Source organism: Mucilaginibacter jinjuensis (assembly GCF_028596025.1).
Taxonomy (GTDB): Bacteria; Bacteroidota; Bacteroidia; order Sphingobacteriales; family Sphingobacteriaceae; genus Mucilaginibacter; species Mucilaginibacter jinjuensis.
This window is the reverse complement of sequence record NZ_CP117167.1, coordinates 4,666,984-4,686,268: the sequence shown is the minus strand read 5'-3', so window position 1 is coordinate 4,686,268 and position 19,285 is coordinate 4,666,984. Positions and strand designations below refer to the sequence as shown.

Genomic DNA, 19,285 nt, shown 5'->3' with positions numbered 1-19,285 from the left:
TAAACCCGCTTATTTTCTCTTATAAGGCGTTTTTTAGTCCCTTAACATTTGTTGCATAAACATTAACAATACTGTTACACTTCGATTTGGCAGGCACATAAATTTATACTCCAATTATAAACGTGCTTTTTACAGTTAAAGTTAAACGCTCCATATCTATATAAACCAATTTCTCACTTTAATTAAATTATGATAAGACAATTACAAATTAAAAACCTTGTGCTTTTATTTGGAACGCTGTTATTGCTACTTACAATAACAACTCCCGGTTTGGCACAAAACGGTAAGGTTAGCGGTAAAGTTACCGATACCGAAAAAGGCCAGCCCTTACCCGGCGTAACTGTTAAAGTACAGGGAACCAATGATGGTACCGTTACAGATGTTAACGGAAATTACTCAATCAAAGCTGCTGCGGGCAGTAATCTCGTTTTCAGCTTTGTTGGTTTTAATGCACAAACTATTACCGTAGGTGGCTCTAATACAGTTAACGTAAAACTAGCTCCGGATAACAAGTCATTATCAGAAGTGGTTGTAGTTGGTTACGGTACTACTAAACGTAAAGATTTAACCGGTTCTGTAGCATCAGTATCTGCAGCACAGATTGAGCAGGTGCCTGTTACCTCTGTAGATCAGGCTTTGCAAGGCCGTGCAGCAGGTGTTCAGGTTGTTAATAATGATGGTTCACCAGGTAATGGTGTAACTGTGGTTATCAGGGGCGTGGGCAGCTTTGGCAGCAGCGACCCTTTATATGTTGTTGATGGTTACCCTATTACAGGTGGTTTAAACAATATCAACCCAAGCGATATCGCTTCTATCGATGTATTGAAAGATGCATCAGCCACTGCCATATATGGTGTGCGTGCAGCAAACGGTGTTGTAATTGTAACTACCAAAAAAGGTAAAAAAGACGGTGTGCAGGTTGCCTTTGATTCTTATGGATCTGTACAGGCTAAACCTAAAAAATATAAAGTATTAAATGCACAGCAATGGGCTACCCTAGCTAACGAAGACCATGCCACCGAGGGCACTTTCACAGAATTACCAGAGTGGAGCAACCCATCGGCATTAACCAATGTTGACTGGCAGGATGAGGTTTACCGCACCGGTTTAAAACAGAACTATAACCTGGCTATCCGTGGTGGTAATGAGAAAGTGCAGTCGGCTGTTTCATTAGGTTATTACGACCAGAAAGGTATTGTACTGGGCTCGTACTACAAAAGGTTTAACCTAAGCACCAATGTTGATTATACTGCCACTAAATGGTTAAAATCATCAACCAGTGCCAAATACTCAAGGCAAGATCAAAGCAACCCATTCGGTACCGGTTCATTACAGCAATTAACTGAGTTAATACCTACCATTACAGGTAATAAATTAACCAACCTGGCTAAAGATGCCAATGGTAATTATGGTTTTTATAACCCGATAAACATCTACACAAAAAGCTGGAATAACCCGCTTTACACCATCGAACAAAACGATTATAAAAACCTGAACAACTATTTCTTAGGTAATACATCATTAGAAGCTACGATCATAGACGGTTTAAAGATTAAAACTAATGCCGGTATCAACGTAAGCGATTATTCAGGCTATTTCTTCCAGCCTGAGGATGACCGTTCGAGCGACCAGTATGGTTTAGGTGGTGCTAACCAGTTGAGCCAATATTCGCAAAGCGCAAACAATACTTTCGAGTGGCTTTGGGAAAACACGATCTCTTACGATAAAACCTTTGGTAAACACGCCATCAGTTTTGTAGGTGGTGTTTCTGAGCAGGAAAACACTTACAGGATAGTGGGCGGTGCCGGTAATAACCTGCCAAGTAACGGTATCAGGGATTTGGGCCAGGTGCAAAATTTAACAGCTTATGGTAGCCAGCAAACTTACTCTCTGGCGTCTCAATTTGCCCGTTTAAGTTACAAGTTTGATGACAGGTATTTAATTACAGGTACGGTAAGAAGAGACGGCTCATCGAAATTTGATGATGGCCATAAATATGGTGTATTCCCTTCTGCAGCTGTAGCATGGAGAGCTAAACAAGAATCTTTCTTGAAAAATGTTGACTGGCTGTCTGATCTGAAATTCAGAGGCGGCTGGGGCGAAGTTGGTAACCAGGGAAATATTAACTTATTTCAATATGCAGCATTATACAGCTCGGGAGGTGGTGCCAGTACCTCAACAAACGTAGGTTATCCGTTCGGTAAAATTTATCAGCCGGGTGTTGCGCTTACCCAACTGGAAAACCCTAATTTAAAATGGGAAACAGATCAGCAAACTGATATAGGTATGGATATCGCCTTCTTACATGGCGACCTGACCTTAACTGCTGATTACTATAACAAAAAATCGAAAGATTTCCTTTTAGCAGTTTTAACGCCTAACCAAACCGGTTTCCCTTATCAAACCCAAAACGTTGGCAGTATTGATAATAAAGGTTTTGAGTTCAGTTTAAACTATCACAAACAGCTTAATAAAGATTTTAACTTCGGTGCAGGCCTAAACATTACCACAGTTAATAACAAATTGTTAAGCGTAAGCAGGGCCTCTACTTATGTAGATAACCTGGTTACCTTAACAGGTTTGGCAGCTACAGGCTGGAGTAACTTTAGCCGTACAAACATTGGCCAGCCTATCGGTGAGTTCTTTGGTTACAAATCACTTGGTATTTTCCAATCTCAGGCACAAATTAATGCTTTAAATGCAAGTGCTGCGGCTAAGAATCCAAGTAATCCTTATTACCAAAACAGCACTACCCAACCCGGCGACCGTTATTTTGCCGACACCAATGGCGATGGGCAGGTTACCGCATCAGACCGTGTGAGCTTAGGCAGCCCGCTACCTAAGTTTTATGGTGGCTTTACTTTAGATGCTTCTTACAAAGCATTTGATTTTAACGCCTACTTCTACGGAACCTATGGTAACAAAATCTTTAATTACCAGGAACGCATGCTGGAGAGCTTCCAGGCGCCAGGCTTTGTTGGTGTTGAAAACGTTGGTCTTGACTACTATCAAAACCACTGGACACCTGCCAATCCATCAAACCGTTATGCCCGTGTAACTTATAATGATGATGTAAGCGGTAACAACGTAGCATCGAGCGTGTATGTTGAAAATGGTAGCTACCTGCGTTTAAAAAACTTAACAGTTGGCTATACGCTACCATCAGCCCTTGTTAAAAAACTCACCTTAACTAAGGTGAGGTTCTACGTATCAGCCCAAAACCTGTTCACTATCACAGGATACTCAGGCCTTGATCCGGAAATTGGTTCGGCAAGTGGTACCAACCCAACAACCGGCGCTACACAGCAAATCAGTGCAACAGCATCAGGTATTGATCAGGGTAATTATGCTAACACCAAATTTTATACACTGGGTGTTAACGTAACATTTTAATGAGATTGATAAATATTAAAGACATGAAATTAAAAAAACTAAATATCCTCATCGTTTCCATGGCTGCGGCAATGATGATTCCTATAGGCTGTAAGAAGGGTTTTCTGGATCAGACAAGTACTTCTCAGTTTACAGCCGATTCGTACTTCCAGAAAGCTTCTGATGGCGTGGCGCTCGTAAACGCAATTTATGATACCTATCAGAATGCCGATCTGTTAAAAAAATCGATCTGGTATTATGCAAATTTCCAGACGCATGATTTTTACAACTGGGGGGCCGACCGTTTCTATAATAACTACTCTATCCCGGTTGATTTTGCACCGATCGAGGTGTTCTGGGCCCGCGCTTACGTGGGTATAGCCCGTGCTAACTCTGCACTGCCTGTTATTGCTGAGATGCAGGCAAAGGGTATTCTTACAAAAGCATTGGGCGACCGTTTAACCGGTGAGATCTACTACCTGCGTGGCATGACCTACTATTATTTGGCAGCAAGTTTTGGCGGTGTACCTTTAGAGTTAAAAACAGGAGCCAACGCCGGTTTAACACCAAGAAGCAGCCAGGACGAGGTTTTTAAGCAAGTAGTATCAGACATGACAACTGCAGCAGGTTTATTAACCTGGAAAGAAGACCTGCCTACCACAGAAGTTGGCCGTGCTACCAAAGGAGCAGCTTACGCTTACCTGGGTGCAGCACAAATGTGGCTTAAAGATTATAAAGATGCGCTGACCGCCTTTAACATGTTAAACGGACACTACACTTTATTGCCGAAATTTATTGATGTAAACGAGTACGATCACCAAAATAGCGATGAGTCTGTTTTTGAAGTACAGTTTGAAGTTGCGGGTACCCAAAGCTGGGGCGCAGGTAACGAAGTTGCCTGGATCTCTGACTTTAGCTGGCCCGAAGAAATATCAAACTTTGGTTATGATTATGCTAACCCGGGTTTATATTATTCTTTCCAGGCAGGGGATACGCGTAAACTGGCAACCGTTATTGGTCCTGGTGATCAAAACGTTAGTCCGGGCATAATTGGCAGGGGCGGTATTGCCGGTTACCCATTAGTGGTAGCAGGTTTTGGCAGCAAAGATCCGCGTTATATCGGCACTGATGGTAAAGCGATTAATACTTGCGGTACAATAGCTTTGCCTTGGTATGGATCGGACAAAGGCCGTACAGGTTTCTATTGCTCTAAAATGTGGAGAGACCCTACGCTGGATGCTAACTCAGGTTCGTCGACCATATTTGGTGCGCAAAACCAGATCCTGATGCGTTATGCCGAAGTTTTATTAAGCAAAGCAGAATGCCAGATCCAGACAGGCGATGTGAGCGGCGGTTTAGCTACCCTTAAAATAGTGAGAGACCGTGCCTTCGGAGGCAGTGCCCCGGCCATAATGCAGGATGGCGCTAAATACGATGGTACACCGGCAAGCCCGATAACAGATCCGTTGCAAATGGTTTATAGCGAGTACCGTCACGAGCTTTCGGGCGAGTACTCTACCTTCTATGATCTTCGCCGTGCGGGTGTTGCAGCAGCATTTATTAAGGCAGCTTATGGTACTGTTGATAACAGCACTAATCCGGTAGCCAATCCGAATAAACTGGATCCAAGTAATGATGGTGGTATACATGGTTTGTATAATACATCATTACCGACCGGGCGCGATTTATACCCAATTCCGCAGGTTGAGCGTGGATTGAACCCTAACTTAACTCAAAACCCGGCTTACGGGAACTAATGCACCATAACTTAGTATTTGAGTTTGATTAATTGATTGTAAAAAGGGCTTTCTGTAAAAGGAAAGCTCTTTTTATTACACATTATTTAGATAGTTGTATAGCATCATAAAACGTGCTGTGCTGATTTAAATAATTATATTGAAGGCTTATGAATGAAATTTATTTCATGAAAATTACCCGACCAGTTATTATCCTGTTTTGCTATGAATAAGTATTACCTGCTTAGCTTTTTATTGCTTGTTCTGCTATCGTCATCGTGCAAAAAGCATACGTTATTTGAGCAGATCTCTTCTTCGCATTCAGGAATCCATTTTAATAACCAGATTATTGAAACAGATACCATAAACCCTTTAGACGCCGTAAATATTTACAACGGCGGCGGGGTAGGTGTTGGCGATTTTAATAACGACGGCCTGCAGGATCTTTACTTTTCGGGTAATATGGTTTCGAACAAACTATACATCAACAAAGGCGATTTTAAGTTCGAAGATATTACCGATAAAGCAGGTGTGGGCGGCATGGGCCGCTGGGGGCGCGGTGTTGCAGTGGTTGACATTAACAACGACGGCTTAATGGATATATACGTTTGCAATACCTTGTATTCAGACCCGGTTAAGTTGCGTAACCTGTTATATATTAATCAGGGGAATGATAAAGATGGTATCCCTCACTTTAAAGAAATGGCTAAGGCTTATGGATTGGATATCAGTCAGCAATCAACCATGGCAAGCTTTTTTGATTATGATAACGATGGTGATTTGGATATGTACCTTACGGTAAACAGCGCATCGGCCAGTTATAATCCTAATTTATTTGGCCCGGCGGCTGGGCGTACCATGTCTAAAAGCCTGGGTAAACTATATCGCAACGATTGGGATGAGCAATTGCACCACGCCGTGTTTCATGACGTATCTGTACAAGCGGGCATCAACCTCGATGGTTACGGCCACGCAGCCACCACCGTCGATATTAACAACGACGGCTGGAAAGACATTTATGTATCTAACGATTTTGCATCCAACAATATCCTGTACATCAACAACCACGATGGTACTTTTACCAACCGCTCTAACGAGTATTTTAAACATACTTCGTACAATGCCATGGGCCAAGATATTGTTGATATAAACAACGATGGCCTTGCCGATGTGGTAGAGTTGGACATGAACCCCGAGGATAACTACCGTAAAAAAATGATGCTGGGTGCTAACAGCTACGAAACCTTCCAAAACTTTGATGTTTATGGTTATCAGTACCAATATGTGCGCAACACCATGCAAATTAACCAGGGCCCGAGGCTTGGTGAGCATGGACAAATAGGCAGCCCGGTTTTTAGTGAGGTTGGTTTTTTAAGCGGCATTGCCCAAACAGACTGGAGTTGGACACCAATGGTTGTAGACTTTAATAACGATGGGTTCCGCGACCTGATTGTGACCAACGGTTTCCCTAAAGATGTATCTGATCATGATTTTATGACGTACCGGTCGCAGGCTTACGCCGTAACGTCCAAAAAAACGGTACTGGGCCAGATTCCCGAAGTTAAACTGCATAACTATGCATTTATGAATGGCGGCAACCTTGCCTTTCAGGATGTGAGTAAAGATTGGGGGTTGGAATTGCCTACCTTCTCTAACGGGGCCGCCTATGCCGATCTGGATAATGATGGTGCGATGGATATGATCATCAATAACATTAATGATGAAGCATTGGTGTACCGCAATACATCGCGCGATGATAAAAAACTGGCAGATAAAGTCCACTATTTTCAGATTGGTTTTAAGGGCGATAAAAACAATAAAAATGGCCTGGGAGCCATCGCCAATATTTATTACGACCACGGCAAACACCAGGTATACGAGAACGACCCATACCGGGGATATTTATCAAGCGTGCAGGCAATGGCGCATTTTGGTTTGGGTAATGTAAACGTGCTCGATTCGGTAGTGGTTAAATGGCCTGATGGCAAAAAGCAGAAAATGCTGAACGTTAAAGCCGACCAAAAAATTATCGCAGACATTGCTAACGCCAGGGATAATTATTCATCAACCCAACCTCAAATTGATACCAAGGCATTATTTAAAGAAGTAAGCGATTCGTTAGGCATTCATTACAAAAGCAAGGATGCCAATTTTATCGATTTCAATATCCAGAAACTGATGCCGCATAAACTGTCGGAATATACACCGGCGCTGGCCTCGGGCGATATTGATGGGAACGGACTGGATGATATTATTATCGGTGGCGATGCTTATAACCAGGCACAGATCTTTTTTCAACAGGCCGATGGTAAATTCAAGCAACGCGATCTGTTAACCACAAAAACAATAGTTAGCAAAAGATTTACCGATGCCGGTATGATATTGTTTGATGCCAATGGTGATGGCAGCCTTGATTTGTACATTGCCAGCGGGGGATACGAAACACAGGCTAATAGCCCTGAATACCAGGACAGGCTTTATCACAACGATGGCAAAGGCAATTTTACCCTTGCCACAGATGCTATCCCAATAAATTACACCAGCAAGCTATGTGTACGTGCTTGCGATTACAATAAAGACGGAAAACCTGATCTGTTTATATCTGGCAGGGTAGAGCCTTGGAATTATCCTAAACCGGTATCAAGTATTATATTGAGAAACGACAGCGACAACGGCCATGTAAAATTTACCGATGTTACTGCACAGGTAGCTCCGGCCTTAAAAAATATCGGCTTGGTTTGTGATGCCTTGTTTACCGATTTTGACAACGACGGTTGGCCTGATTTGATTATGGCCGGTGAGTGGATGCCTGTAACTTTCCTTAAAAATGAACATGGCAAATTTGTAAATGTAACGCCACAATCGGGCGTTGGCGATAAACAGGGTTGGTGGAACTCATTAGTGGCGGGCGATTTCCGCCACACAGGGCGTACCGATTATATTATAGGTAACCTGGGCGAGAACAGCCTTTTTAAAGCCAGCGACCAATATCCTGTTTACATCACCGCTAAAGATTTTGATAAGAACGGGGCCTACACGGCAATCCCGTCTATTTATCTGCCGGATAAAAATGGTGATAAAAAGGAATTTCCAGTACCGGGCAGGGACGATATTTTAAAGCAGATGATCAGCCTGAAGAAAAAATTTACCAACTATAAATCGTACGCCACGGCCACGATGGACGAGGTGTTTTCGCCCGAACAGATGAAAGGCGCAATAAAGTTAAAGGCCAACCTGCTTAAATCGTGCTTTCTGCGGAACGATGGCAATGGTAAATTTAGCCTAATCCCTTTACCGGTTGAAGCCCAGGTATCGGTATTAAACGGTATGGAAACCGGCGATTTTGATGGAGATGGCAACCTGGATGTAATCATCAACGGCAATGATTTTGGTACCGATGTATCGATAGGCCGTTATGATGCACTTAACGGATTAATGTTAAAAGGCGACGGCAAAGGTGGTTTTAAACCGCTGTCTATTCTGCAAAGTGGAATTTATATCCCGGGCAATGGTAAAGCATTAGTGAAATTGCGTGATAAAAATGGCAACGAACTTTTGGCAGCAAGCCAGAATAAAGACTTCTTAAAGGTGTTTCAATTAAACGGTGCTGCTAAAACTATTTCGGTTAAGCCAACAGATGTTTATGCTTTAATCCAATACAAAAACGGAAAAATCTCTAAGCAGGAGTTTAGTTATGGCAGCTCGTTCCTGTCGCAGTCGGCACGGTACGTTAAGATGGATGAGACCATAAAATGTGTTACTATTTTTGATAACGCCGGCAACAAAAGGGCGGTGATGAATTCGAAATAAGGATATGAATATTAAAAGAATTGGTGTGAAATATAAATTGATAATACTTTTTTGCTGTATTCAGCTATCGGCATGGGCACAGTCAGAAAGACAACATATCTCATTTGATAAAAATTGGAGCTTTGCTTACGGGCATCCTTCAGATACCAAAAAGGATTTTGATACAGGAACAGGCTATTTCTCGTTCTACGCTAAAGCCGGTTATGCCGATGGTGGGGCCGATCCCGAATTTGACGACCGTGCCTGGCGCAAACTGGATCTGCCGCACGACTGGGCTGTTGAACAACCTTTCAGCAAAAAAGGAAGTTTTAGTCACGGGTTTAAAGCCATTGGCCGAAATTTTCCCGATGCCAGTGTGGGCTGGTACCGCAAATCATTCACTATCCCGGCTGCTGATTTAGGCAAGCGCATCCATATTGCTTTTGATGGTGTGTTTCGCAATTCAATAGTGTGGGTTAACGGCCATTACCTCGGCAACGAACTCAGCGGCTACAATGGTTTTGAATACGATATTTCGGAATATTTGAATTATGGCGGCAATAACGTAATTGCCGTGCGGGTTGATGCTACGATGGAAGAGGGCTGGTTTTACGAAGGAGCAGGCATCTACCGTCACGTTTGGCTCAACAAAACCAATGAACTTCACGTACCCACTAACGGTACTTTTGTTACCACTAATGTTAAAGGCCCCAGTGCCGATGTAAAGGCAGTTGTAACGGTAAATAATGATGCTAAGTCGGTCAAAAATTTTAGTATCAGGCAAACGATTATTAATCCGCAGGGGAAAGCATTGGCTCCGGCGACTATTGATAATGTATCACTAAATCCGTTTGAAAACAAAGATTTTACTATCAGTTTACCGGTTGAAAATGCTCAGCTCTGGTCTATAGAAATGCCAACGCTTTATCATTTGCGCACCGAGATACTGGAGGGTGGAAAAGTAATAGATCAATATGATACCCGCTTTGGTATCCGTACTATCCGTTTCGATAATAACGAAGGGTTCTTCTTGAATGGTAAACATGTAAAAATAAAAGGCACCAATAATCACCAGGACCATGCAGGAGTGGGTTCGGCTATGCCGGATGCTTTGCAGATCTTCAGGATAAAAGCTTTAAAGGCACTGGGCTTCAATGCCTACCGCTGCTCGCACAATCCGCCAACTCCCGAATTGCTGGATGCCTGCGATAGCCTGGGCATGGTGGTGATTGACGAAAATAGGTTAATGGGAATCACAGATACACACTTTGGTAACCTGAAATATTTAATCACCAGGGATCGTAACCATCCGAGCATAATCAGCTGGTCGATAGGGAACGAAGAATGGCATATCGAGAATAATATCATCGGTGCACATATTGCTACACAAATGCAAGCTTATGCTAAAAGTATCGATTCAACACGTGCTATAACCGCAGCTTTTAGCGGCGGCTGGGGGCAAGGTTTGTCGGGCGTGATGGATTTGATCGGCTTAAATTATATCGCCCAGGAAGACCCTGATGCGCAGCATAAAAAGTTTCCTGCACAAAAGATTTGGGGCACAGAAGAGGGCTCAACCTTTGCAACTCGTGGCGTTTATTTTACCAATGATAGCCTGCACATGATGGCTGCCTACGATAAAAAGCCACGCCCAAATGCTTACAGTATTGAAGAAGGCTGGAACTATTATGCCAAACGCCCTTTCACAGCCGGCATGTTTATCTGGACAGGCTTTGATTACCGGGGCGAGCCTACGCCTTATGGCTGGCCATCAATCGGTTCATATTTTGGGATGCTGGATCAATGCGGTTTCCCTAAAGATGATGCCTGGTATTTAAGGAGCTGGTGGGGTAACGAAGCTGTTTTACACCTGTTACCGCACTGGAACTGGAAAGGCAAAGAAGGCCAGCCGATTGATGTTTGGGCCTACAGCAATTGCGATGAAGTAGAGTTGTTTTTAAACGGCAAAAGTCAGGGCAAAAAGCCCATGCCGGTTAACGGACATTTGGAGTGGAAGGTAGCCTATGCACCTGGCAAACTGGAAGCTATTGGTTATAAAGCAGGTAAGAAAATTTTGACCGACTTTGTACAAACTACCGGCGAGGTTCAAAATATCAGCCTAAGTGCGGATAAACCAGTTATAGCTGCTGATGGTAAAGATTTAGCCATGATAACGGTATCTGTTAAAGATAAAAAGGGATTGGCTGTACCTACAGCGTCAAACAATGTTTCATTCAGCATCACCGGTCCGGGCAAAATTATTGGTGTGGGTAATGGCGATCCAACTTCGTTAGAGGCTGATAAGTATATAGAAACTATCAAGACCATTGAAATAACCGGATTAAAAGAGAAGGTGGTTGAAGATATCAGCAACCGAGCCGAAACTGCTTTAAACTACGACGACAGCAAATGGGACGCTGCCTTTAAAGCTGAACGTAATGCTGATTTTGGCAAAAGGGTTCACGCCTTGGTTTATCGTGGGAAATTCAATTTAGATGCTGTTGCCGATAAAGATCAGTTGACCTTGTTCTTTAAAAGTATTGGTAAAAATCAATCAGTTTATATCAACGGTCAGCCGGTTGGTGTTAATTTAACGGATACTACAAACCGTAGCGAATTTAAACTGGATAAGAAATTGTTAAAGTCAGGCACTAACGAAATTTCCATTGTATGCAAGCCATTAATTAAGCCCAATGCCTGGACAGAAGTGAACCAATCGCCGGGATTAATCCAAATTTTAACCCCTGCTGCAACCTGGAATAGAAACTTGTTTAACGGTTTGGCTCAGGTTATTATCCAATCGACCGGCGAAGTGGGTGAAATTAAACTTACAGCGGTGGCAAATGATGCAAAAACGGCTGTGTTAAGTATTAAACTTCAGCAGTATCCAAACAATAAATAAATTATATACCAGCTAATAGCTTGATAATAAACGTAATGGTTGTATATGGTACTCGTTTAACATTTATTGCATAGAATTTAACCTTTGTGATAGCGACACAGTTGCCATTAATGATAGTTTTACGGTAAAGAGTATGTTTTAACGTTTGTAAACATTCTATTGCACTTATTATAATGCCACTTCAAAAACTATTTAAGCTAACGTTTACAAAGGCGTGTTGCCTGCTGTTGCTTGCCGTTGGGCAGGTTGCATCTGCGCAATATCGCTACCCGTTTCAAAACCCGGAACTGCCGGTTGAGGACAGGATCACCAACTTGCTTTCATTATTAAATACGGAAGAAAAGATCAACTGTTTGGGTACCAACCCAACTGTCGAGCGCTTAGGTATCAAAGGCACAGGCCATGTAGAAGGACTGCACGGTTTATCAATGGGTGTAATTGGCAATTGGGGCGGCAAAACGCCTGTGCCTACAACTATATTCCCACAAAGTATAGGTTTGGCCGAAACCTGGAGCCCGGAGCTATTGCAGCAGGCTGCAGCCATCGAGGCCAAAGAGACACGATACATTTTCCAATCAGCAAAATATCATAAAGGCGGCCTGGTAGTGCGTGCGCCCAATGCCGATTTGGGCCGCGACCCACGCTGGGGCCGTACCGAAGAAAGCTACGGCGAAGATGCGGTATTTAACGCTACCATGGTGGTAAGCTATATTAAAGGCTTGCAGGGCAACAACTCCAAATACTGGGAAACCGCTGCATTGATGAAACACTTTTTGGCTAATAGTAACGAGAACAGTCGCGATAGCAGTAACTCTGTGTTTGATGACCGTTTATTTAACGAGTATTATGGATATACCTTCCATAAAGGCATTGTGCAGGGTGGTTCGCGGGCATACATGGCATCATACAATAAGGTAAACGGCATACCACAGGCGGTGAACCCGATGCTCAGAAGAATTACCATTGACCAGTGGGGCGAAAATGGTATTATTTGCACAGACGGCGGCGCTTATAAATTATTATTCACAGCGCATCACTACGCCGCAACACCCGAAGAAATAGCGGCAGATTGTATTAAGGCCGGCATCAACCAATTCCTGGATACTTACAAAGCAGGTGTAAAAGGGGCGCTGGATAAAAAGCTAATTACAGAAGCCGAGATCGATCAAAATCTTCGCGGAGTATTCCGGGTGATGATAAAACTGGGGCAGCTGGATCCACCGGAGATGAATCCATACTCATCTATAAAAGATGGACCGGAGCCATGGCTGAGCAGCGAGCATCGTGACTTTGCCAGGTTGATCACCCAAAAATCAATTGTGTTGTTAAAGAACGAGAACAATTTTTTACCACTCGATAAAAATAAGGCAGGCACGGTTGCCATCGTAGGCCCGCGCTCGGCCGAGGTGTTGCAGGATTGGTATAGTGGTACACCGCCTTATAGCGTTAGTCCGCTGGAGGGGATTAAGAATAAAGTATCCAGTCAGGTTAATGTGATCCATACAACTGATAACGCCGTTGCGGTTAGTATGGCAAAATCAGCCGATGTGGTGATTGTATGCGTAGGCAACAATCCATCCGGAAATCTGGGTTGGAAAAAAGTAGATGGCCCAACCGAAGGCCGCGAAGCAGTTGACCGCGAAAGTATCTCGCTCGATTCATTACAGGAAGATCTGATTAAGAAATTGCATGCTGTAAACCCACACATTGTAATGGTACTGGTGAGCAGTTTTCCTTATGCTATTAACTGGGAACAAGAAAACATCCCTGCTATCCTACATATCACCCATTGCAGCCAGGAGTTGGGCAATGCTTTGGCCGATGTTATTTACGGCGATGTAAATCCCGGCGGCCGGCTGGTACAAACCTGGCCAAAATCGCTCGATCAATTGCCGCCGATGATGGATTACAACATCAGGTATGGCCGCACTTACATGTATTTGAAAGATACGCCACTGTATCCCTTTGGTTATGGATTAAGCTATACCACATTTCAGTATGGTAACCTGCAATCGACAAACAAACTAAATGCTAAGGACAGTTTAACCGTAAGTATCGATATAAGTAATACCGGTGCACACGAAGGCGACGAGGTAGTGCAGCTTTACGTAAAGTACCTGAAATCGAAAGTAGAACGACCGATCAAAGAATTAAAAGCCTTCAAACGGATTACCCTGAAAGCAGGCGAAAAGAAAACCGTTCAACTTAAAATAGCGGGAGCAGACCTAGCATACTGGAATACGGGTAAAAACAAATTTGTGGTTGAGAATGAGCCCGTCGAATTGATGGTCGGCAGTTCATCAGCAGATATAAAAGAGACAAAAGTAATCGAGATTAAAAATTAATAAATACATAAAGCCAATGTTTAACCTTTTTAAAAAGAATGCTAAAGGCCTATGCGCTGTTGTAATTGCCACAATGATGTTTGCACAGCATAGCATAGCCGCAGTAAAATCATACACCCAGCAAGCAGATGGGGTAACCTTTAAGCTTGATAAAGGCCTCCTCAAAATTAAGGTTTGCAGCAGTGATATTGTGCAGGTAAAGTATACCGCGCTCAGTTCGTTCGCCCCATTTAATTCATTGGTGGTTAACAATCCTTTTAATGCTAAAGTGAATTTTACTGTTGCGGAAGCTAATGAAAACATTGTGCTGAAAACCAGTAAGCTTTGGATCAGCGTTAACCGTAAAACCAACGCCATTACTTACCTCACCACAGCGGGTAAAGTAATCACATCTGAAAGTGAAAAGGATAACAAAGAAATGCATGCCCAAACTGTTGCGGGCATCGATACCTATAGCATCAGCACTTCATTTAACTCGTCTGCCGATGAAGGTTTGTTTGGGCTGGGCTGTCACCCTACAGATTCATTATCTATCAACTACAAAGGCCGCAACCAGGATATGGCCATTAAGTATATGACCGGCGCCATCCCGGTTTTACTTTCAACCAAAGGTTATGGTTTGATGTGGGATAACTATTCGGCCTCTAACTTCTTTGGTGCCGAGGCTGATAACACACAATTTAAATACGTATCTGAAAGTGGTAAACAAGTTGATTATTATTTCTTCTACGGTCCATCTTTCGATCATATTATCGATTTATACCGCATCGCTACAGGCAAAGCGCCAATGTACCCAAAATGGTCGTTCGGGTTGTTCCAGTCGCAGGACAGGTATTTGAGTCAACAGGAAATTATCGGTGTGAAAAATAATTACCGCAACGCCAATATCCCTGTCGATGTTATTGTGCAGGATTGGTATTACTGGGATCCGTTGCCAATCGGCTCGCATGTAATGAAGCCTGAGCGTTACCCTAACCCCAAAGCTTTGGTTGATGAATTACATCAGGCCAATATCCATGCCATGATCTCGATATGGCCAGTATTTGGTAAGGGCACGCCTAACTATGACGCGCTTGATAAAATGGGCGGCCTAACCAGCATTACCTGGGATAACGTGGTTACCCATACCTTCGATACTTATTACGATGCCCACAACCCTAAAGCCCGCGAGCTATATTGGGACCAGGCCCGCGACAGCCTCATTAAACGTTATGGCTGGGATGCCTGGTGGGTTGACCAGTGCGAGCCTGACAACGGTACTTTGTTAGACGAACGCCGCAAAGCCAATTTCTCAGTCGGTAAAGGCATCAACTATTTCAATACTTATTCACTGGAACATTCAAAAGGGATTTATAAAGGATGGAGAAGAGATATCGCGAACAAGCGTGCCTTCTTTTTGATCAGGCAATCATTTGCGGGTGAGCAACGCAATGCAGCAACACTATGGTCGTCTGATATAAGTTGTACGTTTGCAGCCTTTAAATCGCAGGTTCCGCAGGGTATCAATGCCTGTGTATCGGGTATCCCTTATTGGACTTCAGATATCGGCGGTTACCATTTGAACTGGGGTGCACCGGATTGGTCGAAACCAGAATTCCGCGAGTTATTTACCCGTTGGTTCCAATTCGGTACATTCTCGCCGATCTTCCGCATCCACGGTAAGGGCGAGCGAGCCATCTTCTCCAACAACTGGGATGAAAGAACGCGCGATATCCTGATTAAATACGATAAATTAAGGTATCGTTTGCTGCCGTACATTTACTCTCTTGCAGGCCGCGTAACGCAGGATAACTATACCATTATGCGTTCGATGGCTTTCGATTTCAGGAATGATAGCAAGGTTTACAGCATCCCTGATCAGTATATGTTTGGCCCTGCCTTTATGGTTAACCCGGTAACCGAGCAATTATATACCGGCACTAACGTAGCAGCGGGCAAACATACCCGCGAGGTTTACTTGCCTAAAGCAGCTACCTGGTACGATTTCTGGACCGGCAAAAAATACGAGGGCGGCCAGACTTTAAACCAGGACGTACCGATTGAAACCATGCCTTTATATGTAAAAGCAGGTTCGATAGTACCAATGGGTCCGGTGGTGCAATACGCTACCGAAAAACCATCGAGTGTAATTGAGCTGCGCATTTACCCGGGGGCTAATGGTCAGTTTCAGGTTTATGAGGATGCTAACGATACTTACGGTTACGAAAAAGGTCAGTTTGCAACGTTTAACATTACATGGAACGATCAAAGTCGCCAGTTAACCATATCAAATGTTAAAGGTAGTTTCCCGGGTATGTTAAAACAACGTACTTTTAATGTAGTAGTGGTTAACGGCGCTCATGGTGCCGATTCAGTTCCGGCCGATCATTTCGACAAAACGTTTAAATACAGCGGCAGCGCAGTAACCGTAAAATTATAAGTATGCCTGTATCGAGAAGAAGCGTAATTAAAACCCTTGCCCTGGCTTATCCGGCGCTGAAATTTGCACCGGCTTATGCTAAACAGGGTGTAAAATCAATTTTGGCTCCCGGTCCTTTTCAGGGAACGAGGGAATCATTGAAAGCTTATGAGATCCCTGAGTGGTTTCAGGATGCCAAGTTTGGCATCTGGGCACACTGGGGGCCACAGTCGGCCATTGAGGCCGGTGATTGGTATGCGCGCCGGATGTACATCCAGGGCGAAAAGCAGTATGATTATCACGTTAAAACTTATGGGCCGCAATCGAAATTTGGTTATAAGGACACTATTCCGCTTTGGAAGGCTGAGAAGTTTGACCCTGATTACCTGGTAGGCTTATACAAAAAAGCAGGTGCCAAATACTTTATGAGTATGGGTACGCACCACGATAACTTCGACCTGTGGAACTCGAAAGATAACCGGTGGAACTCGGTAAACATGGGTCCGAAGAAAGACATAGTCGGCTTGTTCCGCGCTGCTGCCAAAAAGCACGACCTGCGGTTTGGCATTAGCGACCATCTTTGGATTTCGCCTAAATGGTTTTCGGTAAGTAAGGGTAGTGATAAAACCGGGCCCTTAGCAGGTGTGCCTTATGATGGTGCAAACCCCACCTTTGCCGATATGTACGGCGATTCGGAAAAGATCTATACCGACCTGCCCTGGAACGAGGATGGCATTTCTGAAGCATGGAAAAAGAAATGGGTGGAACGCATGTTCGACCTGATTGATAAATACGAGCCGGATATGATTTATAACGATGGCCATATCCCGTTTGAAGAGCATGGTTTAAGTGTGCTGGCACATCTGTATAATAAAAGCGCGGCTATACATGGCGGCAAAACGCAAGCCTGTTACACCAGCAAACGCCCGCAGGACTCGGAAGTAGGAACCTGTGTGTTTGAGGTAGAGCGTGGCGTGGTTGATAACATCTGGCCCCGCCCGTGGCAAACCGACACCTGTATTGGCGACTGGCATTACAACCGCGAAACCGTTGGCCATTATAAATCGGCCAAGACGGTTGTGGATATGCTGGTTGATATTGTGAGCCGTAACGGTAACCTGATGCTCAACTTCCCGCTACCCGCAAGCGGTATGCTAGATAGCGACGAACTGGTAATCCTTGACGGCATAACCAAATGGATGGCCACCAACAGCGAAGCCATTTACAGCACCCGCCCCTGGAAAATATTTGGTACCGGGCCAAAAACACAGGTAACCAAAGATGCCAATGGAACAAATTCGGCAGAACAATTTAATGAGCAAAACCGCAAGGCTTTTACTTATGAAGATGTTAGGTTTACCACCAAACACGGCAACCTGTACGCCTTTTTTATGGGTTGGCCGCCAAATGGCGAGGTAACTATAAATGCGCTATCAACCACCACCGGGCAAAAGATTGGCAGCATAGACCATGTTGAACTCTTGGGCTTCGGCAAAGTGAAGTTCGATAGGGGAGCAGAAGGCTTAAAAGTCAACCTACCCAACCAAAAGCCAAGTGAGCATGCTTGTGTGTTGAAGATATTTGGCAGGGATTTGGTGTAAAAATATTAGTAGATAATAGGAAGCCCTTTCGATATTCTCGGAAGGGCTTTTGATTTTACCCGATTAACTAACAAAATGGGTAAATGCTGGTGTTGACCCTGCCTTGTTATATATGCCCTCTACGTGGTGAGTCTGTCCGGATTCAATATCGTCCGTATTGATCATTTCAACATCTGGAGTCAGCCATGCTTTTTTTACAGGTGTGTTTTTATCTCCTAAATCCTCACCCGATTCATTTAAAGTAATCATGTTTGATATTGTTTTATCCGGCACTAAAATAATAATAAATGTATTGAATTGAAAATCAAATATTTAATATAAAATGCAGGTGTTTTATGCTTATTAAGGCACTGTAACCTCATTTAGCAAAAAAGCCTTTTCAACTTATCATTGAAAGGGCTTTTTCTTGTCCCCGCAGGGGCTCTCGCAGAGGACCCTGAGCACGTAGGCAGGTTTGTTAAGCAATGCAGGGTCCTTTACAAAAGACCCTGCACGGACAAAAAGGGCTGTTTTATGATTGCTAAAGCGGAGAAGATATCAAGACAAACTAATGTCATTAATCACCTTTTTTGCCAGATCTAATAGGCGGTTTACATACTCCATGTTTTGGGTAGATCTGGCAAACAGGGAAGCGCCCTCAATGAGAGAAATAATATGAATAGCCGTGCCTGCTGCGTCGGTTTCAGGCTTAAATTCTTTTGCTTTAATGCCTTGTTCAATAATTGCTATTATATCGTTAGTCCACAAATTAAGGCCTTTTCCGGCTTTGTCCCTCAATAACTCATTGGTGTCATCGGCTTCGATAGTTGTGTTCATGAAAGGGCATCCACCTGGGGTAAACGGTGTTTTGGCCGATGGCAGATGAAGTAGCACATGGGCTAACAGTTTATCCTTAAATCGCTGATGCCGGCCAGCTTCATTATTGAGTAAAGTGCGCTTTAATTCAGCATTGAAGTCAAACACGGCAACCGTCAGGGAGTCTTTGTTTTCGAAGTTGCCGTAGATACTTCCCCTGGTCATGCCGGTTGCTGTTTCAAGATCTTTAATAGAAGTACCCGAAACACCTTTTTTATTGAATACTTCGGCAGTGGCCTTCACGATGCGCTGACGTGTTTCTGCTGATCTGGGAATAAATGTCATTA

Annotated in this window: 9 protein-coding genes; 7 read left to right on the top strand and 2 right to left on the bottom strand. The window is 43.7% G+C overall.

Annotation, left to right across the window (positions count from 1 at the left end; translation table 11 throughout):
• The first annotated feature begins 189 nt into the window (after positions 1 to 189).
• From PQO05_RS20220 to PQO05_RS20190, 7 genes are all read left to right on the top strand, one after another.
• A complete protein-coding gene (locus PQO05_RS20220; protein WP_273629257.1) occupies positions 190 to 3,393 on the top strand; it encodes a SusC/RagA family TonB-linked outer membrane protein in 3,204 nt (1,067 codons plus the stop codon).
• Positions 3,394 to 3,416: 23 nt separating this feature from the next.
• Positions 3,417 to 5,129 carry a RagB/SusD family nutrient uptake outer membrane protein gene (locus PQO05_RS20215; RefSeq protein WP_273629256.1) on the top strand — a complete coding sequence of 571 codons (1,713 nt, stop codon included), beginning with the start codon at positions 3,417 to 3,419 and terminating at the stop codon, positions 5,127 to 5,129.
• Positions 5,130 to 5,333: 204 nt separating this feature from the next.
• Positions 5,334 to 8,918 carry a VCBS repeat-containing protein gene (locus tag PQO05_RS20210; RefSeq protein WP_273629255.1) on the top strand — a complete coding sequence of 1,195 codons (3,585 nt, stop codon included), beginning with the start codon at positions 5,334 to 5,336 and terminating at the stop codon, positions 8,916 to 8,918.
• A gap of 4 nt (positions 8,919 to 8,922) precedes the next feature.
• A complete protein-coding gene (gene galA / locus PQO05_RS20205) occupies positions 8,923 to 11,799 on the top strand; it encodes a beta-galactosidase GalA (protein WP_273629254.1) in 2,877 nt (958 codons plus the stop codon).
• Positions 11,800 to 11,972: 173 nt separating this feature from the next.
• Positions 11,973 to 14,144, top strand: coding sequence for a glycoside hydrolase family 3 C-terminal domain-containing protein (locus PQO05_RS20200; protein ID WP_273629253.1), 2,172 nt, complete (start codon positions 11,973 to 11,975; stop codon positions 14,142 to 14,144).
• Between the two features lie 16 nt (positions 14,145 to 14,160).
• Entirely contained in the window at positions 14,161 to 16,563 is a 2,403-nt protein-coding gene (locus PQO05_RS20195; protein WP_273629252.1) for a glycoside hydrolase family 31 protein, read from the top strand.
• Positions 16,564 to 16,565: 2 nt separating this feature from the next.
• Entirely contained in the window at positions 16,566 to 18,143 is a 1,578-nt protein-coding gene (locus PQO05_RS20190) for an alpha-L-fucosidase (RefSeq protein WP_273629251.1), read from the top strand.
• A 63-nt stretch (positions 18,144 to 18,206) separates the two neighbouring features.
• Here PQO05_RS20190 and PQO05_RS20185 read toward each other — a convergent pair whose 3' ends face one another.
• Positions 18,207 to 18,392 (bottom strand): hypothetical protein, encoded by a 186-nt coding sequence (locus tag PQO05_RS20185; RefSeq protein ID WP_273629250.1) that lies wholly within the window; start codon positions 18,390 to 18,392, stop codon positions 18,207 to 18,209.
• Positions 18,393 to 18,680: 288 nt separating this feature from the next.
• A complete protein-coding gene (locus PQO05_RS20180; RefSeq protein ID WP_273629249.1) occupies positions 18,681 to 19,283 on the bottom strand; it encodes a TetR/AcrR family transcriptional regulator in 603 nt (200 codons plus the stop codon).
• Positions 19,284 to 19,285 lie beyond the last annotated feature (2 nt).